This window comes from Candidatus Hydrogenedentota bacterium, from assembly GCA_016791475.1.
In the GTDB taxonomy this organism is placed as follows: domain Bacteria; phylum Hydrogenedentota; class Hydrogenedentia; order Hydrogenedentales; family JAEUWI01; genus JAEUWI01.
The window spans coordinates 93,387-116,030 of the sequence record JAEUWI010000007.1; the positions used below are offsets into that span (position 1 = coordinate 93,387).

Annotated in this window: 16 protein-coding genes; 4 read left to right on the forward strand and 12 right to left on the reverse strand. The window is 60.8% G+C overall.

All coding sequences use genetic code 11. The annotated features are described in order from the left end of the window. Window positions 1–3 precede the first annotated feature (3 nt). The 3 genes from JNK74_05510 to JNK74_05520 all read right to left on the reverse strand — a co-directional run bounded on the left by JNK74_05510 (window position 4) and on the right by JNK74_05520 (window position 3,393). Complete coding sequence (locus JNK74_05510; protein ID MBL7645632.1) at window positions 4–525, reverse strand: rhodanese-like domain-containing protein; 522 nt, start codon at window positions 523–525, stop codon at window positions 4–6. Window positions 526–592: 67 nt separating this feature from the next. Then, complete coding sequence (locus JNK74_05515) at window positions 593–901, reverse strand: helix-turn-helix transcriptional regulator (protein ID MBL7645633.1); 309 nt, start codon at window positions 899–901, stop codon at window positions 593–595. Between the two features lie 98 nt (window positions 902–999). Beyond that, window positions 1,000–3,393, reverse strand: coding sequence for a DUF4838 domain-containing protein (locus JNK74_05520; GenBank protein ID MBL7645634.1), 2,394 nt, complete (start codon window positions 3,391–3,393; stop codon window positions 1,000–1,002). Window positions 3,394–3,739: 346 nt separating this feature from the next. Between JNK74_05520 and JNK74_05525 the strand changes: the two genes are divergently transcribed. Next, complete coding sequence (locus JNK74_05525) at window positions 3,740–5,602, forward strand: metallophosphoesterase (protein ID MBL7645635.1); 1,863 nt, start codon at window positions 3,740–3,742, stop codon at window positions 5,600–5,602. Window positions 5,603–5,957: 355 nt separating this feature from the next. Here the strand turns inward: JNK74_05525 and JNK74_05530 are convergent, their stop codons facing one another. After that, on the reverse strand, window positions 5,958–7,196 hold the full coding sequence (locus JNK74_05530) for a hypothetical protein (GenBank protein ID MBL7645636.1): 1,239 nt from the start codon (window positions 7,194–7,196) through the stop codon (window positions 5,958–5,960). A 164-nt stretch (window positions 7,197–7,360) separates the two neighbouring features. Here JNK74_05530 and JNK74_05535 point away from each other — a divergent pair, with 164 nt between their 5' ends. Together JNK74_05535 and JNK74_05540 are read left to right on the forward strand one after the other, a co-directional pair. Beyond that, window positions 7,361–7,597 (forward strand): hypothetical protein, encoded by a 237-nt coding sequence (locus tag JNK74_05535; GenBank protein ID MBL7645637.1) that lies wholly within the window; start codon window positions 7,361–7,363, stop codon window positions 7,595–7,597. After that, a complete protein-coding gene (locus JNK74_05540) occupies window positions 7,581–8,000 on the forward strand; it encodes a putative toxin-antitoxin system toxin component, PIN family (GenBank protein MBL7645638.1) in 420 nt (139 codons plus the stop codon). Before JNK74_05535 ends, JNK74_05540 begins: the two co-directional genes overlap by 17 nt. A gap of 366 nt (window positions 8,001–8,366) precedes the next feature. Here JNK74_05540 and JNK74_05545 read toward each other — a convergent pair whose 3' ends face one another. The 5 genes from JNK74_05545 to JNK74_05565 all read right to left on the reverse strand — a co-directional run bounded on the left by JNK74_05545 (window position 8,367) and on the right by JNK74_05565 (window position 16,405). Continuing rightward, a complete protein-coding gene (locus JNK74_05545; protein MBL7645639.1) occupies window positions 8,367–11,156 on the reverse strand; it encodes a hypothetical protein in 2,790 nt (929 codons plus the stop codon). Window positions 11,157–11,286: 130 nt separating this feature from the next. Continuing rightward, entirely contained in the window at window positions 11,287–12,735 is a 1,449-nt protein-coding gene (locus tag JNK74_05550; protein MBL7645640.1) for a hypothetical protein, read from the reverse strand. Between the two features lie 16 nt (window positions 12,736–12,751). Then, on the reverse strand, window positions 12,752–13,534 hold the full coding sequence (locus JNK74_05555) for a glucose 1-dehydrogenase (GenBank protein ID MBL7645641.1): 783 nt from the start codon (window positions 13,532–13,534) through the stop codon (window positions 12,752–12,754). 292 nt (window positions 13,535–13,826) lie between these two features. Beyond that, window positions 13,827–14,873, reverse strand: coding sequence for a galactitol-1-phosphate 5-dehydrogenase (locus JNK74_05560; protein MBL7645642.1), 1,047 nt, complete (start codon window positions 14,871–14,873; stop codon window positions 13,827–13,829). A gap of 119 nt (window positions 14,874–14,992) precedes the next feature. Beyond that, the gene (locus JNK74_05565; GenBank protein ID MBL7645643.1) at window positions 14,993–16,405 is read right to left on the reverse strand and encodes an Nramp family divalent metal transporter; all 1,413 of its coding nucleotides are present in this window, start codon (window positions 16,403–16,405) and stop codon (window positions 14,993–14,995) included. A gap of 342 nt (window positions 16,406–16,747) precedes the next feature. Here JNK74_05565 and JNK74_05570 point away from each other — a divergent pair, with 342 nt between their 5' ends. Beyond that, complete coding sequence (locus JNK74_05570) at window positions 16,748–16,975, forward strand: amphi-Trp domain-containing protein (GenBank protein MBL7645644.1); 228 nt, start codon at window positions 16,748–16,750, stop codon at window positions 16,973–16,975. 34 nt (window positions 16,976–17,009) lie between these two features. Here JNK74_05570 and JNK74_05575 read toward each other — a convergent pair whose 3' ends face one another. The 3 genes from JNK74_05575 to JNK74_05585 all read right to left on the reverse strand — a co-directional run bounded on the left by JNK74_05575 (window position 17,010) and on the right by JNK74_05585 (window position 22,624). Then, window positions 17,010–19,133, reverse strand: coding sequence for a hypothetical protein (locus JNK74_05575; GenBank protein MBL7645645.1), 2,124 nt, complete (start codon window positions 19,131–19,133; stop codon window positions 17,010–17,012). A gap of 123 nt (window positions 19,134–19,256) precedes the next feature. Continuing rightward, window positions 19,257–21,125 (reverse strand): hypothetical protein, encoded by a 1,869-nt coding sequence (locus JNK74_05580; protein MBL7645646.1) that lies wholly within the window; start codon window positions 21,123–21,125, stop codon window positions 19,257–19,259. Between the two features lie 350 nt (window positions 21,126–21,475). After that, on the reverse strand, window positions 21,476–22,624 hold the full coding sequence (locus JNK74_05585; GenBank protein ID MBL7645647.1) for an acyl-CoA dehydrogenase family protein: 1,149 nt from the start codon (window positions 22,622–22,624) through the stop codon (window positions 21,476–21,478). Window positions 22,625–22,644 lie beyond the last annotated feature (20 nt).

Below are 22,644 nucleotides of genomic sequence, written 5' to 3' on the forward strand. Positions count from 1 at the left end.
CGTTCAGGCGCTTCCTCGATTCCAGGGCATGCGCGCCAGGATCATCGCCATGCCGCAGGTGTCGGTGACGCCGGCGAAGACCAGGCCCGTACCCACGAAGGCGGGCAGCGCAAGCCATGCGGGATGGACGAACCAGGCCAGGGCGCTTCCGAGCACCACCAGCGCGCCAGCGGCGATCCGTACCTGGCGCTCCAGCGAAATGGCCTTCTTTCCGCGAACGGCTTCCAGGCCGGCGTCGACCCAGCCTTGGGTGCCGCCCTCGACCAGCGTGAGATTATCCACGCCGCTCCGGGCCAGTTGCTCGCAGGCGTTCTTTGCGCGTTGGCCGCTGCGGCAGATGACGTAGACGGGCGCGCCATTGGCGGCCTCGCGCACCGACTCGGGCGTTATTCGATCCAGGGGCACGTTGACCGCGAAGGGTACGTGCACTTCGCCAAACTCCGCGGGGGTGCGCACATCGATAAGGACGAGGGCTTCGCCCGCTGCTTTTTTTTCATTCAGGCTCTCAGGGGAGATCGTATTCATGCGTGTTTCCTTCTTCTATGTGTCGTAATATCGTAAATATACGATAGGTGTGGGCAAAAAAAATTGACTATCTGAACCGGGCCTCTACACAGGCCATGATGTTGGCCAGGTGCGGCTCCGCGATCTGATAAAAAATCTGGCGGCCGCGACGTTCCGCCTGGAGCAGACCTCGATCTTTCATTTTGCCCAGATGCTCCGAAGCCATGTGGCTGGGGATACCGCAGGCCTCGGCCAGTGCACCGACGGTGTGCTCATCGCGAAGCATCATCTGAACCATGCGAAGGCGGTGGGGATGTGCGAGGGTGCGGAGGCACTCGGCGGCCTGGGAGAGCCCATCGAGAGAGGTCAGCTTTGTGGGGGGGCTTTTCAGCGCCATCTGGGAGGTACTCCAATCCGAAGCGTTGCTGCTTAACGCTCACGACGGGATTATATATCGTTATATGACGATATGTCAAGCGCCGGGTCCTTCGCCCGCTACTCCGGCACGGCCGGGGCCGCCACCGTCGGCTCCACCGCATCCGCAGCACCGGTCGGACTCCAGAGGAAGACCCTTCCATGCAGGCCACCGCGCGGGTTTCTTCCAGGTTCGCGGGTGTGGACGAGGATCGCGATATCGTTTCTTTCGCCGGGCTTGATGAGGTCCGTCACGTCAATCTCGAAGGGCGCGGTCTCTTCCTGGTAGCCCAGGCGCCAGTGGCGGGTCATCTCGAATTCTCGCAGGGTGCCATTGACCCAGACCCACACGCCCCAGTTGTAAACCCCCGAGACGGCGAGCCAAAGCGGCTTGCCCTTCAGGTCGGCGGGCACATCGAAAGCGGTGCGGTACCATGCGTCGCCCCAATAGCCCCAGCCGGACTTGTCCTGATAACCCTGAGCCTCCCAGTAATAGGTCGTATCGATGGGCTCCCAGCCCTCGGCCTTACCGGGGAGGTACCATTGCTCGATGGTGCCAAGGCGCTTCGGGTCGGTCTTGAAATCCCACGCGCGGGGCAGGAGCGCGACCATTTCACCCCGCGGGCCATGTTGCCGGGTGGCCATGAACTCGAACGCGGGTTTGCGCGAGGTGAGGCTGGAACTCTGCCCCTTTGCGATGTCGATCTCGGGCGGCAGCAGTCCCGTCTGTACGGCTTCGATGGGGCCGCGCATCTCGAGCATTTCATCGGCCTTGGCAATCGCGGTGGCGTAGTCCGCGTTGGCGGCGGCCTCCTCCATGGCGAGGAAGGCCTTCATGTGCTCGTGGGTGCCGCGCAATACCTGGACCCGCTGCTTTTCTTCGGGGGTTGCGCTTTTCGATTCTGCTTCGGCCATGAGGCGATCAAGCTTGCCGAGCACGGGCGGCAGGATAAGCCGCCACTGCATGAGACGGCCCCAGGTTTCATGGGTGTCGCTCTTCTCCACGGCCTTCTCCAGGGTCCAGATATATTTCTCCACGGCATTCGCCGCCGGGCCGTAAAAGCGCTCGCAGTAATCACGAACGAGCGCGTCCACATCGAGATCCGCGTTCCACATGAGCTTCGCACGAACGTAGTAGTTGAGGTGAGTCGTCATCCATGTGTTGGTGCCTTCGGTGTAGAAACCCCAGGCGCCCTGATCCCGAAGCCAGGGGATATCGTGCTTCAGGCAATGGAGCGCGGGGAAGGGCAAATTGTCGATGGCTTTTGCGGGGTCGTAGTCATAGATGAAGACGACTTCCAGCTTGTCGAACCAGCGTTCCATGATGTCTTCATAGACTGTGCGCTGCCAGCAGCGGGGATCGCCGGTGCGGTGGATGGCGCAGGCGGCGATGACGGCGGACTGGATGCCGAGATTGGGCGAGAAGTCCGCGATACCTTCGGGCAGACGCACACGGTTCGCGTAGCCGTTGGTAAGCACCCAGCGATCGGGGAACTCTTTATTAACTTCCGCCGCGATTTTATTGGCGAATTTGAACCACACCTCGCTCAGACTGGGGTCGCCATGGCCGAGGCCCTCAAAACCGGGAAAGAAACGCTGGCACCGCTCGCAGTGACACACGGGGAAACCGTCGGGCGGGGCGAAGCCGTAGCTCAGGCGATCCGGGTCGTCGCGAAAGGCTTCCTTGATGGTCTCCACGGCGATGCGCACCGCCTCCGGCTCGGACATGCAGAGCATGTCCTTCATACGGTTGCCCTTCCCATCAATGGCGTAGATCTCGGGCTTCGATTCGAAGTATTTCTCCGCAGGCGCAAGGTACTGCACGCTGCCATCGCCCGGCAAGCTCAGATCGAGGGCGTTCAACTTGTTCAGATCGCACCATCGTTTCATCCAGGCGTTGTCCTGCTCGGAAACGGGAAACCAGCCGGAGTACCAGATGCGGCGGATGCGGAAGCTGGGCCGCTCAGTGCGGTCCAACGCGCCGATGATAACGGTCTCCTGCTTCGGGATGACTTCACCAAAGGGGCCGGGAAAGAACCAGCGGCAGCCGAGGTCCTTTTCCAGGAAGTCGGCTACGGAAAAGATCGTGCCGCGATAGTTCCAGTCTTCATTGCCCGCGAGAACCAGGTCGTCGCCGACCGTGCGCACCGTAAAGGCTTCTTCGTTCATCTGATGCGTATGGCCCTCGGGCAGGGTGAGGCCCAGTGCGCGGACGGCATCGCTTCGCCCCACGAATACGCGCGGGCCGCTGCTGATTTCGCCCTCTCTTTGAACCGGCAATGTCGCCCCGCTCATCTTCTTCACATATTCCTGGAGTAAACTGGCGGCCTCGACGGCCTGCGCGCTGGCATTCGCGCCAATCACAATAGTAGCCCGGGGCTGTCCCGAGTCGACCAGAGTGATCTGCGCCCATGCCGTGGTGACAACATGGAATGCGGCGAGACAGAAAAGGTACAAGCGAAGTCGTGGTCGCATGATTGTTCTTTCCGATGGTTGGCTGCGGAAACCATAAGGCCGGGCACGCTGCGGCCCCGGAGACACGCAGTACAGTCTAGCCAAAGTAAAGAGGGTCATCAAGCGGGAGCGATTACACCAAGAGGTATGCGAGGCAGCTTATGGCCGAAACAAACTCTTTCACCGCGAAGGCCACGAAGAGCACGAAGAAGTGGGAGGGGGGCGCCGCCAACCGCAGATCTCGGTTCTTCGTATTCCTGAACGGAGCCGCGTGTACATCCCAAAGTGTAGTATCATGGCGTGTGCGGAATCGTCGACCGCCCGCCCCAATTGTTTCATCTGCCTCAAACCAAAGGGAGCGCACGTTATGCGCCGAATTGTCCTGTTGTCGTTTACGTTGTTGCTCTTGATTGCCTCCAGCACCCTTGCCCACGAGGCCGGCGGGCCACCGGAGCGCTTCAGCCACGAAGTGACCACCGCCCCGAAGCCCTGGACGAGCGACATGCCGCGACAGGGCGCGCGAGACTTCCACTTCGTGGTGGTGTCGGACAATTCCGGTCGGCCGCGGCCCGGTATCTACCGCGAGGCCATGGAAAAGGCCGAGTTGCTCCAGCCGGCCTTCGTGATGAGCGTGGGTGACATGATCGACGGTGTGGATGCGGAGCGCGAGGGCGCATCCGCGTTACTCAAGAAGCAGTGGGACGAGTTCATGACCTACCTGGAACCGCTGAAAGCCCCTTTTGTTTTCGTTCCCGGTAACCACGATATGCGGGAAGGTCTTCAGGAAGAGGACTGGGCCAGGCGCTTTGGTCCCGGCTACTACAGCTTTCTCTACCAGGACATGCTTTTTCTGGTGCTCGACAGCAACAACTACGACGACGCCCAGTTCGCCTGGCTTGAGGAAACGCTTAAGAAGCATGCGGACGTTCGCTGGACCTATCTTTTTCAGCACCATCCCTTCTGGATCAGCAACCGGCCGACCTGGGGTCCCGTGGCGAAGCTACTGGAAGGCCGCGAGAAGCTCACGGTTTTTGGCGGACACATTCACAACTACGCCTACACCAGCCATGGGAATATTCAATACGTCACCCTGGCGACCACCGGCGGCAGCTCGCAGTTGCGCGGGCGACGCTATGGCGAGATGGACCACCTCATGATGGTCACCGCGACGGACGCCGGCCCGGTAATGGCCGGTATCGAGCTGGAGGGAATCTTCCCCGCAGACTACCTCACCGTGGACATGATGGAGGCCATCCGGCCCTTTGAGAACGAGGAGATCGTGACCGCGCCGACCATGGCGCTTTCCGGGGAGACGTTCACCGAGGCAAGCTGGGAAGTCACGATCAAGAATCCGTGGGACAAACCCATGCGCTTCAAGGCCCTCGTGGAGGCGGATGAAGCGTTGCGGGTATCGCCCTCGGCCGTGGCCGCGGTGATCCCGCCCAAGGGTTCGCTGGTTCGCACCGTGGAGATCAGCGCCGACACGCCCGTCTCCGCCGCGGAGTTCCAGGCCCTCTACCTGCACTGGAGCGCAAACTACGATCAGGACAACGCCGCACCCATCGCCTTCAGCGACATCGTCCGACTGCGCGGGGATGCGCCCCACACGTCACAGCGGCGCGACGATATCGCCGTCGATGGCAATATCGCCGAGTGGGGCGCGCTCCCCTTCAATATGGCGCGTCCCGGTGAACTGCGGGACAACGAGCTCGCCTGGCGCGGTCCCGAGGACGGAAGCTTCCGCTTTGCCGTGGCCCACGACGAAACCATGGTGTATGTGGCCATGGATGTGAAGGACGATTCGCTGGAGGACGCGAACGAGGCCCATCTGCGCGATTTCGGGCGAGCCATGTTCCGTGCGATGGGCTCCGATCCCGCGTCGGCGAAGCTCCCCATTGAAGCCGTATTGTCGGTGGTGGATGGGCCGGGCCTCACCGCGGAGGATCGGACAGGATTCGAGAAGTCGCGCAAAGTGCCGAAGTCATCGGCGGAAGTGGGCGGTAAGTTCGCCCATCGCGTTTCTGAAGGCCGAATGACCATGGAATTCGCCATGCCCCGCGCCGCACTGGAGGCGGCTTCCGGCACTACAACCGATTACGTGCAAATCAATGTGGCCTACAACGACTACGAAGGTGCCGACGCGCGCTTCGGATTGTCGTACCTGTATTGGCACCCCCTGTGGAATGGGGAGAGCGACTCGGCGATTTTGGGAGTTTTCAAGCTGGATTGAGAAGCGGCCCGTCTTATTGGCCGCGAGAGATCACAAAGGGCACAAAGAGGTCAACACTCTTTGTGCCCTTTGTAATACTACCTGCAAGCTTGATGGATTTTTCGTAGAAATTGAAAGACTGTAAAACCTGCATACTTGCCTAATGTCGCGCCCTTACAGGGCTCATATATTTTTTGAACGCGCTTAACCCTGGGCGTTGCCCAAGGCTAAGATGTCGGTGGCCCTTCGGGCCGGAATACCATGTTCCTATCAAACGCCAATTTTGATTTTCTTATTCGTGAAAATTTGTGTCCATTCGTGGTTCAAAATTTTGGTTGTGGCTACGCCACGCTGTGATCTTTACAACGCAATTAATTCACGCCAGCTTTTCGCCCAGCCAGGCGAAGGCCTTCTCCTGCATTTCTCGATTGAACTCATGGGGTCCGTCGAAGAAGACGCCTTTGAAGCTTTCCGGTGCGTTCATCTTTGCGAAGATCTTTTCCACCTTTGCGAAGGCCTCCTTCGCATTTTCCAGGGGGTAGAGCTCGTCCTTCAGGCCGTTGATGCACATGAGGGCGCCGGGCCAGTGAAGGCCGGCGAGATCGGGCCAGTCGAGTTTGTTGTAGAGACCGGGGACGAGCTTGCTGAAGCCCACGATGTAGCGGACGTTGTTGCGGATCAGGGGCTGGTACCCGCACATCCAGCAGACGGCTACGGAGGCGCGCACTTTCGGATGGAGCGCCCCAAGGAAAATGGTACGGACGGAACCGACGCTGAGGCCCGTACAGCCCACGCGGTCCGGGTTCACCTCGGGCCGGCTGCAGAGGTATTCCGCCGCGCAATAGTCGTCTCCCGCGACGATGCCGGAGAGGGTGGTGCCGGTGGCGAGGGCTGTGCGTCCGAGCAGTTCTTCGTGCGCCCAGGAGCGGGCGTTGAATTGCTTGATGTCCTCTTCGGTGACTTCCAGCGTGCGCTTCTTGATGCGCTCGGGGTCGGCCTCGAAATACATGGCGCGCTCGCCCCAGTGGAGCATGTCGGGCACCGCGACGACATAGCCGAGGCGTGCCAGCTCATCGGCAATATCGCGTCCGCTGTAGTATTTGTCTTTGAATTTCTGCAACTCCGGGTGGACTGGCTCGACGCGGGTGAGCTTTTCCTTGCCCCAGAAGTAGAAGCCGCCGTGGTCGTGCAGCGCCACGATGCCCGGCGCGGGCCCGTTGAGATTCTTTGGCACGAGCAGGTACAGGGCGGTACGGAAACCCGCCGTGGTGCTGATGATGACCCGTTCCCGCGTGAAATCGCCACAATCCGTCTTGTCCACGACCTCTGGATTCAGATCGAAGGTCTTGCCGAAGTGAAAGCAGGCGCGGAACTCGGCGCGCGCCGCCTCGGCCCACGCGGCGGGATCGGAGTACCGATCTTCAAGGAAGCTCATCCGGGGCACGCACTGATCCGACAGCTTCTGAAACAAATTCCAATGGGTGCCGAGATCGGGATCGGGCTTCCACTGGGTTTCGGGAAGCTTGTCGGATTGGGCCAGGGCGGGAATGGCGCCAGTGCCGAGGGAAGCCCCCGCGGCCAGCGCGCCGGATTTGAAGAAGTCGCGTCGTTTCATTGGGTGCATCTCCGCTGAATTATTTACTCCGTGATAGTAGCCGATTGCCTGGGCAGGAGATCAATCGTATGGCGCGAGCCTTCTCCCAGCCGGACAGATCTACTTGTCACAAAAGAGTATTTATTGTAAAGTCATGTGTATGAGAAAAAGGAATGGAGCAAAGCATGACCCAGTGGAACTTAGTCATACCCGAAGAAACCGACCGAAGTGTTCGTAGTTTCCTGGCTCGGAACCCCGGGGGAAAAGCCGACCTCTCGGCCTATGTGGACCATGCGGTTCGGCAGGCGCTTTTCTGGGATACAGTAGAGAACATCCAAGTACGCAACTCGGACCTTTCACCGGAAGACGCGCAGGCGCTGGCCGATGAGGCGGTAGCAGAGATTCGTGCGAATCCTACTTGACACGAACGTCCTGATCAGCGCATTGTTGTCCAGTAGCGGCCCTCCAGGACAACTACTCAGCACCATTCGCCAGGGTCGGCATGTCCTGATTTCTTCCGATTACATCGCGCACGAGCTCCGCTCGGTCAGCGGTCGACCCCATCTCCGATCACGGATTGCTTCCGAAGAAGTCGAAGCCCTCATCTACAACTTGGAAGCTGTTGGATTCGTAGTTTCCGAAGTGCCCGAAATTGACGTGTCTTCCGACCCCAATGACAACCCTATCCTTGCTACGGCCATCGCAGGAAAAGCGGACCTTATTGTCTCAGGCGACAAGAGCCATATGCTGAGTCTCGGTCAGGTGCACGGCATTCCGATACTCACGCCCCGGGATGCACTCGAACGGCTGGAGAGCGCGAGGTAGGCAATCGAAAAAAGGTGCGCGAGTCTGAGTACCATCAGCCACCGCGAGGCTTGCGCACGGCGTCCAGGATGTCTTTTGTTGTTGCCTTTGTCGTGATGAACGGAACTTCAAAGGGCGATATCCCTCGCGATTCGAAAACGACTCTGAACGTGTCACCGTTTTGCCTCGTGACATACACGTCTTCCGTCCTCGCACGATTCAACACCTCGGATAATCGCCGCCGTCCTTAGGAAGCCTTGAATACTCTCATTCTCACACACTCCAAAACGCGCCTTACGGCGCATCTTCGAAGCTCCCAGTCTTGCACAATTGCTTTGAAAATTGTAGTCGTGGTGCCAAACCTGAATCAGCGTATAGGTTCCATTGCTACTGGGTGGTTCGCTCCAGATAATACAGCAGCGTATGGGTGTTCCAGTAGCAGTTCATGACCGAGTTCACCGTGCCTTCGGCGATGGTCTGGTTGTACATAGCGCGGCCCTGTTTCAGAAACTCGTCGTCGCCGGTCAGTTCATAGGCGTAGAGCACGGCCGGGGCGATGAGAATGTGGTAGGTGCTGCTCTTCTTGAAGTGGGGATTGTGGGAATAGCCGTACACGTCGCCGTCGACGCCGCGTGTGCGGTTCTCCGCGAGCATGGATTCGGCCATGCCCACGACCGCCTCTGCTGCCGCGAGGTCGCCGCTTTGGCGGTAGTAATCGTACATCGGCTCCATGAGCTGGGCCACCATCCAGGGCACGTTGCCTCGATAGCCGTAGTTGCCGTGGATTTCCGCGTAGGTGCCCCGGCGCGGATCGATGCGCTTCATGGCGTCATGGGCGAGTTCGCGGGCACCTTCGAGGTACTTGGGGTCGCGGGATTCATCGTAGGCCGAAGTGAGGGCATAGAGTACACCGGCATGATCGCGCACGCTTACCGCGCCAATGGCTCGCTTGGCGGCCAATGCGGAGTCTGCCACACCGAGCGCCGCCGCGCGTGCGTCGCGGTCGCCCGTGAGCCGGGCATAGTTCAGCATGCCCTTCATGCGCTGGGTGGGATTCCACGGATCGCCCGTACTGTGGTCCTTGCTGTAGAGTCCGTGAATTGAGCCCACCCAGTCGGGGTGCTCCACGGAGGCATAGCACACATCGATATCCATGATGTGGCGCACGGAAGCCTCAAGGTGATCGAACCAGCGCGGGTCACCCGTCATGAGATACTCGGAGAAGAGTCCCTGCTGAGTATCGTAGTATCCGTTGCGCCAGGTGCCCTCCTCCACGTTGTAGGGCAGATCGCCCCAGTGGCGGATGCCGGTGGTGTAAAACATGGAGCCGGGAATATCGCCGTAGGTCTTCTGCATGAAGGCGGTCAATTCGGGGAAGCGCGCGGCATCGTGGGGCGCGGCCGGCCCGAATGCCCCGGTGGCGCACGCATAGTCCGGATCGAAAAGCGCGGGCGGGTTCAGCATCGATTCGGCGCGGGCCGCGAAAGATTCCGTCGTCTGGCCGGGCTCGGTAAGGCCCAGCCAGATCTCGTAGCGCTTGGCCTCGCCTTCGTGGGGCCCATAGGCCGAAATCGCTTCCGTCGGGCTCAAGAGATCGAGCGTAAGCGCGCCCTCGGCCCAGGCCATCTGGCTGGGGAACTGTTCTGCGAAATGGCGTATGCACGCGATCAGCGCGCCGCGGTTGCCCGAGACGCCCATCCATCCCGGCGCACGGCCCGTGCGGTGGGACTCATCGGCCCCCGTAAGGCGCCAGGCCTCGGCATCCTGCTGCGTCACCGAAACCGTTTGTTCCGGACCAAAAGTCTCGCCACCCGCCACAACCGATCGTACCGGCTGGCCCGTCCAGGGAAGTCGCAGGGCCATGTGCGATATGGTGCGCGTGCCGGGGAGATCATGGAAGATGCGAAACTGCAACCGGGCGACCGGCGCTCCGGCAAAGGTCAACGCCCGCAACACGAAGCGTCCAAAGTCGGTCTCGCCGCTCTTAATTCGGCCACGCACTTCGACGTCCCGATGCACGGGACTCTCTTCGAGCTCTTCGGTGACTTCGGGGTAGAGTGCCGCGTCCAGGCCGTCGATAGTGAGCTTGCCCCGGGCTCCCTCCACGCGCCCGTCTCCGTTGGCCAGGTGAAAGCGCAGTGTGCCATCGGGAGCGGTCTCCGTGGCGAAGGTTACACCGCCCTGGGGCGCGACGGGCGCCACCGGGGATGGATTGACGTTCAACTGAAGCGCCTTCGTTCCCGCAGGCGCGAGCGCCGTCACCACCGCAAAGCGGATGCTGCCATCGGGCCAGGTATTCATCGCGCGTGCGGCGATTGGAATGGCGACGCCCGCGTTGTCCGTCAATTGGATGTGCGTCGCGTCGGAGACGGCGCCCACGGGAAAGGGGACACCGCTCTGCAGGGGGAATGACACGTTGGACGAAGGCGCGTGACGCAGGGGGAGCGTCACGGGAAAGGTGGCGGCAGTGCTGACCGGCGCAAGAGGCCACCGTGAATCGTGTACGGAACGTGTGAGCGCGACTGAGGGCATCGCGCCCGGCTCCACCGCTTCGTCAGCGGGAGCAAGGGTTACATCGCCCACATAGAGATGGGTCATGAACTTCCAAGGGTCTTCTTCCTTGATCCCGTCCGTATCGCCTACGCGACGGTGGTCGCCGGGCAGGCGCTCCATGCTGCCTGCCACGTCCACCAGCCGAAAGGCGACACGCAGGGTGTCGCCCGGCTTCACGCTCTCGGGCAGGTCCACCGAGAAGCGCGTGGGCAAGGCAACGTCGGTTGCATCGGCCACATCCTGTTGCCAGGCGACTTCACCATTGATCAGTAGTTGCTTGACGCGGTGTCCCGGCAGGTTGATCTGGCCAAGCCAGCCTTCAGTCACCGGATCCGTTGCGCCGTCGTAGTCGTCGCTCATGTAAAAGTGAAGTCTTATGGGGCCGGTCCACGCCGCGGGAATCGTCACCGTCTGTTCGGCGGTGGCGGAGAAGTCCTTTTCAGAAACATCCCAGGGGTGATACAGCACCAGCAGTCCGCGCCGGTCGGTCCACGATTCGAACTTGCCGGTGTTGGTGAGCTGCCACGCGGCGGACTCAAGCGTAAGCGGGGATGCCTGGGTCCACGGTGAAACAAGGAAGGCGGCGACGAGGGCCGCCCGAAAAAGAATCGAGCGCAGAATCATAGTCCGGGATTCGCTTTCAAAGTCGCAGGGATATCAAAAACAACAGGGACGGCAGCGACAGCAATAAAAGAAACCTATCGTCGCTGTTGCCTGCGCAGCCCCCGTAGACTAAACGTCACGACCCTTCAATTCAATTCGCGGTCTGGGCAGGGTTCTCATTCTTGAAATACCTGATGACGAACCACGTGGTAAGAATCGCCGAAGCGGTAAAAATTCCGTGGACCAGGATCAGTGAAGCGTGATGGCCGAACATGGCTTCGAATCGTCCCACACCTTCCTCGGGGAAGAGCAATCCTTTGTGAAAAAACGAGCGGGCGCAGCCGGACAGATAACAGGCCCAAACGACGAGCAAGAGAAGGTTCTCCACCGGGCGCGGACGATTCATGAAGCGGTACACCAACACACCGATCACGATCGCGCACAGAATCGGAATAATCTGTTGCCAGCTTTCCGCCAGGGTATACCCGAAGGCGTCGGGTTTGCTCAGGTCACGCGTGTAGTCGAGGACCGTGTGGTAAACAGTCCAGGTGATTGCAGCCTGCAGCGCGGCATGACGCGAGTACATGCCAAAGATGCAGGTGATCGCGCCGATGCTCATGAAAATGAACAACGCCGATAGAAGTTGGGCGAGCACAAAATGCTCATCGCGAAAGTTATCGGGCAGGGCGCCGAACAACCATCGTCGTCCGACCGAAATGAATACGACATAGGCCAGAAAGGCCGCAAATACCGGCCAATTCGGTTCGGGGGCGTCACCTTCCTGGCCGGCTCTTTCGAGGTGTTCGCGATGGAGCCAGGCGCACCAGCCGAGCGCGGCGCCAAACACGAAACCGAACGAGAACTCCATCATCTTCCACCAGCCCACCCATTGCCAGCTATCGGGGCCGAAGGCCAGCCACAGGCAACCACCGCCAAAACCGATGGCCCCGCCCAGGGCGCCCCAGAGAGAAAACTGCAATGGAATCGCGAAGGCCTCCTTCGGGCCCAGGGCGCGGAGCATGGCCAGGAGCGCGATGGGGGCGAAGAGCAGTCCCGCCCACGACTCGCCGCGCGGCGGATCTTCGGGCGTCCCCACGGGATGGGAGAAATAGAGCCAGGAATATTTGGGTTCGTTGATATAGTTGACGGCAAACATGAACACAGGAATGGTTATCAGTAGCGCGGCGATGACGGTCGAGCGCTTGTATTGCGTGCGGTCCAGGCCCAGGCCGAGCACCGCGCCGCCGAGCAGGCCCCAAACGCCGCCTTTCACGATGCATCCAAGGACACCCCACGCGCGGGTGTCCCACCCCTGAATTTCTTTGAACCGATCCAATTCCCGTATCAATCCCAGGGTCTGCCCGTAGGTTTCCGTGCCGCCCTGACCCACGCCCATGGCGCCGAAGACGGCTGCGATGACGGCGGTCTCCAACTTATAGCCCAGCAGCAGGCCGATGGACAGTGCGACGAAGACGCCCGGTATCATGGCGCCCCAGGTGCCGCCGCCGATGTAGCCGCGCAGGCCCCAGCCGAGGAGCATAGCGGTGGCGGGCAGCAACACATATAGCCAGGCGGGGTGATCGTTGCGCGTGTTCGTCATCGCGAGTCCTTTCGGTTTATACCGTGGCCTTCGTTGCGCCGGTGGAGATACCGCCGTCGACGAGGAGTGTTTGTCCAGTAATATAGGCGCTTGCATCGGAAGCGAGGAAGACCACGGCACCGTCCAAATCGTGCGGTTGTCCGGGGCGCTTCAACGGGATTCGATCACAAATGTATTCGACCCAGGCCTCGTTTTCATAGAGCGCCTGATTCTGCGCGGTCTTGAACCAGCCGGGCGCCAGGCAATTGACCGTGATGCCGTGAGGGCCCCAGTCGTCCGCGAGGCTCATGGTGAGCTGGCGTGTGCCACCGCGACTTGCGCAATAGGGGCCGAGGCCCGCATAGCCGAAGACGGAAGTGACCGAGCCGATATTGATGATGCGTCCACCCCCCTGAGCAATCATCTTGCGCGCGACGGCCTGGGCCACGAAGAAGGTGCCGCGCAGGTTGGTTTCGAGGACAAGATTCCAGTCGTCCCAGGTGACGTCCAGCGCGGGCTTGCGCGCGTTGCAGCCCGCGTTGTTTACGAGGATGTCGATATGGCCATAGTGGGCATGGGCCGTTTCGATGGCCTGCTGGATGCTCGCGTGATCGCGCACATCGAGCGGCACGGGAAAAGTGCGACGACCCAGGGCCTCGATCTCGGCTTGAAAGGGAGCGAGGGTGCCGACATCACGACTGGTGATAACAAGGTCGGCCCCGGCACGGGCCAGAGCGCGGCCCATGTACTGGCCGAGGCCCCGGCTGGTGCCGGTGACCAGGGCGACTTTGCCGGTGAGATCGAAAGGGTTGGGGGTCATTGATGCAACTTTCCAGTTGTGAAATGCTGATTGGGGACAATGTAAGGATACGTACAATCTTCATCGCCTCCCCGTTTTAGCGACGGGCGCCAACGTGGGTTAGGCTTCCAGCCTGACACAAGGCCCACGTTGTCTATCGGAGGACCCAAATCGTCTTTGGGATACTCGGCAAGAGTGAAGGCGCGGACAGGGCCTTCAGCGTTTAAAGCAGCCCTGAGGTCAAGCTGGAAGCTTAACCCACCTTGGCGCGCCTTCCCATGATAGGCCGCTCTACAGGATCCGAATTGTCTAATCATGACTGGGATTTGTTTGGGCAAAGTACCACCTTCATCAAACCGGGCTCTTTATTGTAGAGCCGATCAAACCAGGCCGCGCCTTCCGCCAATGGGGCCACGGCGCTCATGAGGGGCGACACATCGATGGCGCCTCGGGCGATCATGTCGAGGCAGGCGGGGTATTCGCCTTGCGATGCACAGACGCCGAGCAGGGTGATTTCACGGGTGACGGCGAGTTGCAGGGGGAAGTCGATTTTGGGCGACAGGTTGCCCACGAGGGTGATGGAGCCGCCCTTGCGCACACATTGAAAAGCCGAAGCAACGGTCGCGCCGATGCCCACGCATTCGAAGGCGCGATCCGCGCCGCGACCGTCGGTGAGCGACAGCACTTGTTCCGCGAGCGTTTCGGAGCTCGCGTTGAAGCCGTGGTCCGCGCCGAGTGTCATTGCGAGGGCGAGCTTATTGTCATCCACGTCGACGGCGATAATGCTGCCGCACCCGGCGAGGCGCAGGGCCTGGATCACCAGCAGTCCAATCATGCCCGCGCCGTAAACGACAACGGAATCGTTGAGCGCCATCGGTGTGCGGTTGACTGAGTGAAAGGCGATGGATACGGGCTCGACCATCGCGGCTTTTTCGAAGGAGAGGTCGTCGGGCAGGCGATAGAGTATATGCTGAGGCACAACGACATAATCCGCGAAGGCCCCGTGCTGGCGGTAGTCCTCGCAGGAGACGCCGAGCACGCGGCGGTGGTCGCAGAGGTTGATCTCGCCGCGACGGCAGAAGAAGCAGGCACCGCAAGAGATCGTGGAGTCGAAAGTGACGCGATCACCAACGGACCAGCGGCGCACGTTGCTCCCGACGGCGGCAATCGTGCCGGCCGCCTCATGGCCCATGATGATCGGTGGACGGCGGCGTCCCGTGCTGCCGTCCATGCCGTGAACGTCGCTGCCGCAGATGCCGCACGCCGCCACGGCAATGAGGACGTCCTCGGGACCGGGCGCTGGATCGGGCGCGGTGGTGTAATTAAATCGCTTGTAGTCTTCGAGGATGAGGGCTTTCATGGGAGGGAGCGGCGTACCTTAGTGTTGGGAAAAATGGGTCTTATGGGTCTTATGGGTCGTATTGACTATTTCATTGGGCTGATACGATCTATACGACCCATTCTTCTTCGCGTCTCTGCTTACAAATAGTCGCCTAACTTAAACACACACACAAATCCAAACAGCACGAATGCGGCCGCGAGGCCGACGCCGATGATCGGGTTGGGCCTCACCAGGTGGCGCAGTTCTTCGCGGAAGTACCTGGGCATGACGCGATAGAGCACCCAGCCCACCACGGCCGCCTGGATGGGCGTGAGCAGCAGACCGTCCAGCACCGCGCCCGTCTTTACGAGGAGCACGGGCTGGTGTCCCTGAAAGAAAAGGATGAGCATATTTGAAATGCCGATGAGCAGGAGAAAGGCCTGAAACTGTTGCTTCCACTCCCAGCGTTGGGAAACGGGGAAAAGCAGCCGCGTGCAGTCGGCCAGGAGTCGCGGCCATCCCGCAAACTGGCCCATCATGGTGCTGATCATGGCGGCAAGTCCCGCGATGATAAACAAGAACGCGCCGACCTGGCCCCACTGCTCGCTGAAAATATTGGAAAGCTGAAAGGCCACTTCCGCGCCATCCGGTTTGAGCTGTTTGGGCCCGAGCACGCCCGCGCCCGCAATCATAAACGCCATGGTCACCAGGATGCCCAGTATGACAGCCGACACCGCGTCCACCGTCACCGCCCGCCGCCACCCGCCGATGCGCTTCAGTTCTTCCTCGCCAAGGGCGGCGAGCTCGGCCTCGTCCAGCGGCTTTCCATAGCCGCGGCCGCCGGTCATTCCGTAGCCCGCGCCGATCACCCAGTAGGTGTACCACACCTGGCTGGCGAATCCACCGGCGGCCCAGCCCAGGAGGGGCATGATTTCTTGCCAGGGGGATGCGCTCGCGCCGGGATCGAGGGCCCAGGCGGGCGTCTGGGGAAGATGAAAGCCAAAGACCCCTCCGAGCACCGCGCCGAAGCCGGGCCAGGTGGTCCAGGCTACCGCCACGGTGCCCGCGATAATGGCGAGCACCAGGAGCGACATAATCTGTTTCAGGGGGCCAAAGAGCCCGCTCCAGACGACGAAGATCACCATCAGGGCCGACAGCGCCGCGAATACGGCGGATGGCACACCGGGAATCAGGTAGTGGGCGAAGGCCCCGGCCGCACTGGCCACGGCCGACGTGGAGATCATCCCGGAGCAGATCTGGCCGATGAACACGGGCCATATGACCCAGTTGCGCGGTCCGGGCGCGCGACTGAGCATGTCGATCATGCCTTCGCCCGTGGTGACGGTGTAATGCGCGCCCGCGAGGCCAATCCAGAATTTCGTGAAGATGGCCATCACCGGCACCCACAGGATGGCGACGCCGAAGATGGCGCCGGAGCGGGTGGACAGAATAACTTCGCCGGTGCCGATGTATTCCCCGCACCAGACCAGGCCGGGGCCGATGGCGAGCAACAGCATCCAGCCGCGCGGCGGAACGGCAACCGCATTGGATTTCTCGTGATGATTCGTCATGGTGGTGCGCTCTCTCCCTGCCCGGCCAGACCCATGCGCGGGGTGTCCGCGCAAAACCCGCTAAGCTTATCGGAACCGGGCCCGGGTATCAATTTTCGGCCACTGGACGATCATTGCAACCTCCCTCTCCCGCACTCCATAATGGGCGGGAATCCACAAGGCACCACGGGGCCAGGCCCCTTGAAAGGAATCAATATGAAACACCTCACCTCCCTGACTCAGGCTCCCCAGCCTGCCGAATCCATCTTCCGCGCCATGCTTGAGACCAAGCGCGAGCTGATGGAAGACAATTCCTTGTTGAAACAGCTTTTCTGATCAAGGCGCATACCCAGGGGATTCCTCATGAGCGACAAGAGCGAGCGCGATATCGAAAAGGTTTACTCCACCGCCGACTATGTGGCCAAACTGCGTCGGCTGGCCGACGCATTGGAATCGGGCGACAAGTTTGAAATCCAAATCGCCGGCGAGCGCATTTATGTGCCCGTTCGGGCCGAATTCAGCATCGAGCACGAGCGCGGCGAGGACGAAGAAGAGATCGAGTTTCAGATCCGCTGGAAGCGGGAAGTCTGATCTCCATTCCCGAATTCACCTCGGTGTTCGAGCCTTATTCTTCCCTTTCCAGGCCCAGACGGAGCGTGAGGAACTCGTCCATCGCACGACACACCCCCATCAGGCTCGCATCGATCTCCGCGGGGCTCAGGCCATGTCCGACGAGACGCTCGACGCCTTCGCGGTGTTCATCGCGCATTTCTCCGAGCGTCGTTCCCGAGCTGTGTCGCGCCAGGATGCGCAGACTGCGGAAACTACCCTCGCTCAACCCGTTGCCCGTCGTGAGCGACGTTTTGTCCTCGAAACGGGTCGTGAAGTCGTGCCATTGTTGTCCATAGGGCAGGAGGTAGTTCGCGCTGTACGTCTTCTCGGCCGCGTTGGCATAGCACCGCAGAATGCCTCCGCCCACTTTTTCACACACCACCGCGCCGAGCAACCTATAGCCCAGTTCCGCCATCTCCTTGTCGGTTTCGCGAAAGGTTTTCGCCTTTGCGCGCATCATCGTGTCCATCGACCTGGCCTTATAGTCCGCCTCCAGAAATCGGCTCGACTCACCGGCGTAGATCACGTTCTCCGTGGCCGGTAGAGCGTTCTCCCGGGCCATCTCTTCCTCGAACTTTCGCCAGTCTCTGAATTTCGTTGCGTTGTGGCGCTCGATCTTCGAGAAATCCCACCGCTCTTTGAGCCGGTGACGGAAGAAGAGCCCGCAGAGCACTTCGGTCTCCCGCCGATCACCGGGATAGAGCTGTAATCCCTCCCGGCGTGGCGGATCGTTGCAAAGCACCATGTGCCGGGCCGCGCCATGGAGAACGGCCTCCACTTCGGATTCGTCCCGCGCCGTTACGGGAGCGCGCGATTCCGCCCCGCGAAAAAGCTCCAGCATCCAGCGCACATCATCGGATGACATCGGTGTGGAGGCGGATTCAATCAACCACGCCCCTTCCTCCACGCGGCCCGCCATTCGTGTTCTGGCGCACTCTCCCTTCCCAAGCAGCTCCAGCCTCGCACCGTCGGGCAGCGAAGCGAAGAGCTCGCCGAGCCGCTGTCGGGCTCTGGGCATAATGGCGGTATTCATGCCGTCCAGCGTGATGTTTACACCGAAGCCCTTCTTGACCGGCGTACAGGTCGTGTAGCTTGGTGTCTTGCACGCGGGCCAGTCCAGCGCGCTGTCGAAGCGAACACAGACCGCGTAGGCGGGGTAGGTGTCCTGGTAGAACGTCAGGCGCGCCATCAGAAACAACGCGTGCAGGGGAACCCGCGCCGGACCACCCTCCAGCGCGTGCAACGGGAGTTTTCCCGCCGCCCTGATGATTCGCAGCGCGGGGTCCTCCGGCGGCTGCGGCGTTTCCACACGTTCAAACTCCTCCAGGGCCTCGGCAAACTTCGGGCCGAGGCCGAGGTGGTGAAGGAAGCGCCAGAGATTCCCGATATCGCTTTCGCGCTCTCCATCGCTGAGATTCTGGCCAGTCAGAATGCGCAGAACCTCGACACGATCATGGGGTATGGAGAATTGTGTGAGCGCATCCGCGATATACTCCCCGTGGAGCGCGAGGAAACGCGGGTAGACCTCCTCATCCGGACAGCCCGCCAACTCCGCCAGCATGGCGTCGGGAAGAGGGATGCCGCTCTCACTGTAGCACGCGGCGATATACGCCAGCGGCGAAGTTTCACCGGAATCCTCCTCCTCCTCCTCGTCATATTCGTCGTTGTCGTCAAGATCATCCGAGTAGGCCTCAAAGAACTCATCTTCGAACTCGAGCGACGGAAGGCGCTTCGCAGGCAATGCAGGGAAGCCGGGCAACGCCACCGATACGACCTCGACGTCCTCCTCCCCCTCGTCGTCCTCATCGAGGTCAACCCAGTCAGACTGGACTTCGGCGGGAACGACCGCATAACCGATCCACTGGAATTCGTGGACCGTATCAAAGGGCGCGACGCCTTTCGCGCGGACGTGCAGACGCCAGCGGCAGGCATCCTCCGTCGTCGTAAGAAAACCGGGCCCATCCAGTGATGCGAGGGCCGTTACGAGGTCATCCGCGCCCGTGGTCCAGACCGAAGCCATGGCCCAGCACCAACCGTTGGCCTCCTCGACCTCCGATACGTTTAATCCGGCCAGCGCGGCGGTGAAGGCTTCGGGCGCGGTGTTGCGCGCGGCGACGATGTGTCTGCGGATGGCCATGGAGAATCCCTTTGTCTGGAACTGAAAGGATGGTCAGGAACTCTATACTGCGCTATCATCCTACGCGGGTATCGCGGGACAGTTCAATACCCTTGGGGAGAAGAGAGAGGGGCGGCGTCCGGCCTACAGGCCTCCGAGCCGCCGCATCAGGTACAGGTCGATCATGCGGCAGGCACCTTGAAGGCTGCCATCGATAGAAGTCGGGTTCAGACTGTGTTTCTTGATACGGGCGACGCCAAGGGTGTGTTCTTCGTAAAGTTTTTCCAAAGTCAGGCTTGGACGGCTTTGAGTGAGAATCCGAAGGCTGCGAAAACTGCCCTCACTCTCCCCCGTGGTGGTGATCAGCAGTGTTGCGTCGTCAAACAGGGTGTAGAAATCAATCCATGTCGTTCCTGCCGATTGGGCATGATAAAAGCCAAAGATCCCTATCGTCCCATTCGCATAGCAGCGGCGTATGCCCGGTTCGGCGCGCTCGCAAATGACCGCGCCAGCACAGGTAAAGCCGAGCGCCGCCATCGTCTCATCCACATGCTTGAAATTCTGCGCGGCATTTCTCATATCGCGTTCCATAGCGCGGGTGCTAGAGTCCGCCTGATAAAATCGGCTTGCCTGACCGTCGAGTACCATTTGCTTCGAAGCGGGCTGGGCAAACTCCCGCGCGGTCTTGGAGTCGAGCGCCTTGACGCGCTTCAAGAGATCGACCTGGCGCAGATCGAACGCGGAAAAGTTCCACCGGTGCCCGAATCGATGGCGAAACAGCAACTGGCCGATGCTTTCCGCTTCGGCAGCTTCACGGGGAAGCAGCGCAAGCCCTTCGCGACGGGGTGGTGTCTTGTAAAACACACTGTGCCCTGATGACGCAAGGAGGATGGCCTCCATCTCGCGGTCATCCCGCATGACTTGCGGCCTCCGTGCTTCTGCTGTTCGGAACAAGGCAAGAATTTCATCCATGTCATCATTGGCCAGAGGCACCGAGGCGGCTTCCAGCCGCCACTGATCGCCCTCCACCTGTCCGGACAGGCGCATGCGCTCATACGCGCCGTTGAGGAGGAGCTCCAGGCGTGCGTCTGGCGGAAGATGCCTAAGCAGTCCGCCCAGACGGCACCGTTCATTGTGCGCGCATTGATGCGGGCCGTTCCCGACAAAAAGGCAGAAGCCATCGGACATGGACGTGTATGCGGCGTAAGGCGGTATCCACGCCGATGGGCGCTCCAGTGGCTTGTCCGACCACATGCGCGCAACACATTCGGTTCGGTTGTCCCGATAGCTCACGCATCGTATGAGGAGAAACACCTCCGCCAGCGGGACGAAGAACGGCCCCGCTTCAATCTCGTACAACGGGAGTGCGCCTGCGGCCTCGACGACTTCCGTGGCGGGGTTCTCGCGCAGCTCTTCTCCGGGAATTACATATCGGCCAACCAATTTCCGCTCTATGTCAGGAGCGAGACCAAGGTGGCGGAGGAAGCGCAGCATGTTGCCCGAAGACTGTTCGAGCTCACCGAAAATAAGGCTTTCCCCGGTGAGCATCCGGATAACTTCGCCGCGGTCATGGGGGATTTCGAACTGCTTCAGGGCATCGGCGACGTATGCGGCATGTCGCGCGAGGAATCCGAGATAGACTGCGTTGTTGGGCAGTTCCGCCAGTGTCGACACCAGCGATGGGGGCAGCGTAATTTCAGCATGCTGAAACGTGTCCGCGATATACGCAGCCACACTTGGTTGGGGCCGCTGGTCGCGGTCTTCGCGATAGGCGTCGAAGCTCTTGTCCGCAAATTCGAGGGGAGCGAGGGATGAAGGAGGTACAAGATAGTGATGAATAAGTTCGATCAGGGCTGGTGTGCGCAAGATGGTGAAAGGCTCTTCCTCGTCATCCGCCGTGCAGATGGTTCCCGGTTCGCGTTCAATCCAGTGATAAACGTGCATCGTATCGAAGGGCTGTTCGGCTAGTTTGCGAAGGTGGAGCCGCCAACGCCGCGGGTACTCTTCGGTCACGAGGAGACACGGTCCCTCCAATGTGTCGAGGCTTCTCAAGGGTGATGGCGTACCTGGTACGAGTACGGGAATATAGGCCCAACACCAGCCGTTGGCCTCTTCAACTTTCAGCAGGTACCTGGGTGAGAGCGCAGTGGCGAGAGCTTCCGGCGTGGAATTTCGCGCACCGACGATGTAGCTGTGGATCACGGTTGCTTCCTTGGTGCCGCACGAGATTGGATGTTGGCGACGATGACCTGATCTGACTGGAGTGTATGCGCCAGTCTATCGGTACTACAAGAATCGGGGCAAGCGGGGATTGGAGTCCACGCTTGCCCCGACTATACGTCGATTTAAATTTCGCTTTCCGCCTACAACCCCAGCCAGCTCGCGATGATGTTGCGCTGCACTTCATTGGTGCCGGAGTAGAGGGTTCCGCCGATGGAATCGCGGAGGGTCCGCTCGACTTCGTGCTCGGTGAGGAAGCCGTGACCACCGAAGATCTGGACGGTGTCCAGCGCGGTCTTCTGGAGGCACTCGCTCACGTAGACCTTCACCATGGAGGCGTTCATGGCGTTGTCGCGGGCCTTGCCCACGCGCATGGCGGCCTGGTAGACCAGCAGGCGGGCGGATTCCAGACGGATTTTCATGTCGGCAATTTTGTGGGCGATGGCCTGGTGCTTTCCGATGAGCTTGCCCTGGGCCGTGCGGGTGCGGGCGTAGTCGATGGACTTTTCCATCAGGTGCTGCATGGTGCCGAGGTGGCATGCGGCGATGCAGACGCGCTCCCATTCCATGGATTCGCTGAAGACGACGGGGCCGCCGCCGGCAGTGCCGAGAATGTTCTCCGGGCCCACGTAGACGTTGTCGAAGACGAGTTCGCCGAGCATGGCGGTGCGCAGGCCCATTTTCTCGAACTTCTGGCTGGGGGTGAAGCCGGGTGTGCCCTTCTCGACGACGAAACCTGTAATGCCGCCGTGGGCGCCCTTGGTCTCGTCGGTCACGGCATAGACCACGGCCACATCGGCCACGGGGCCGTTGGAGCTGAAGATCTTCACGCCGGTGATTCGATAGCCATCACCGTCCTTCACGGCGCGCGTGGCCATGTTGAAGGCGTCTGAGCCGGAGGTCACTTCGGTCATGCCGTTTACGGCGATAAGGCTGCCGTCGCACAGGCCGGGCAGGATCTTTTCCTTCATCTCCGGGGTGGCGTGGCGCGAGATGGGGATGACGCAGGCGAGAAGATGGGCGCAGACGGAGAAGACGAGACCGCCGTCGCGGCAGCCATAGCCGAAGGCTTCCAGCGCCACGGCCACGCTTAGAGGATCCAGTTCGCTGCCGCCGTAATCGCCCGACACCGGCAAGCCCTGGAGGCCCATCTCGCCGCACTTCAGCCAGAGATCGTGGGGGAAGATCTGCTCCCGATCGCGCTCGGTGATGTTCTCGTTCAATTCATTCTGGGCGAAGCGGATGATCTGCTCGCGGAGCAGTTTCTGGTCTTCGTTCAGGGAGAAATCCATTGTGGGTCCTTTTAGAGTTT

Excerpts from the sequence above, each read along its gene's own strand:
- JNK74_05545 (MBL7645639.1), bottom strand. The coding sequence starts at position 11,156 with ATGATTCTGCGCTCGATTCTTTTTCGGGCGGCCCTCGTCGCCGCCTTC.
- JNK74_05575 (MBL7645645.1), bottom strand. The coding sequence starts at position 19,133 with ATGGCCATCCGCAGACACATCGTCGCCGCGCGCAACACCGCGCCCGAA.
- JNK74_05550 (MBL7645640.1), bottom strand. The coding sequence starts at position 12,735 with ATGACGAACACGCGCAACGATCACCCCGCCTGGCTATATGTGTTGCTG.
- JNK74_05565 (MBL7645643.1), bottom strand. The coding sequence starts at position 16,405 with ATGACGAATCATCACGAGAAATCCAATGCGGTTGCCGTTCCGCCGCGC.
- JNK74_05525 (MBL7645635.1), top strand. The coding sequence starts at position 3,740 with ATGCGCCGAATTGTCCTGTTGTCGTTTACGTTGTTGCTCTTGATTGCC.
- JNK74_05520 (MBL7645634.1), bottom strand. The coding sequence starts at position 3,393 with ATGCGACCACGACTTCGCTTGTACCTTTTCTGTCTCGCCGCATTCCAT.
- JNK74_05555 (MBL7645641.1), bottom strand. The coding sequence starts at position 13,534 with ATGACCCCCAACCCTTTCGATCTCACCGGCAAAGTCGCCCTGGTCACC.
- JNK74_05510 (MBL7645632.1), bottom strand. The coding sequence starts at position 525 with ATGAATACGATCTCCCCTGAGAGCCTGAATGAAAAAAAAGCAGCGGGC.
- JNK74_05535 (MBL7645637.1), top strand. The coding sequence starts at position 7,361 with ATGACCCAGTGGAACTTAGTCATACCCGAAGAAACCGACCGAAGTGTT.
- JNK74_05530 (MBL7645636.1), bottom strand. The coding sequence starts at position 7,196 with ATGAAACGACGCGACTTCTTCAAATCCGGCGCGCTGGCCGCGGGGGCT.
- JNK74_05570 (MBL7645644.1), top strand. The coding sequence starts at position 16,748 with ATGAGCGACAAGAGCGAGCGCGATATCGAAAAGGTTTACTCCACCGCC.
- JNK74_05560 (MBL7645642.1), bottom strand. The coding sequence starts at position 14,873 with ATGAAAGCCCTCATCCTCGAAGACTACAAGCGATTTAATTACACCACC.
- JNK74_05585 (MBL7645647.1), bottom strand. The coding sequence starts at position 22,624 with ATGGATTTCTCCCTGAACGAAGACCAGAAACTGCTCCGCGAGCAGATC.
- JNK74_05515 (MBL7645633.1), bottom strand. The coding sequence starts at position 901 with ATGGCGCTGAAAAGCCCCCCCACAAAGCTGACCTCTCTCGATGGGCTC.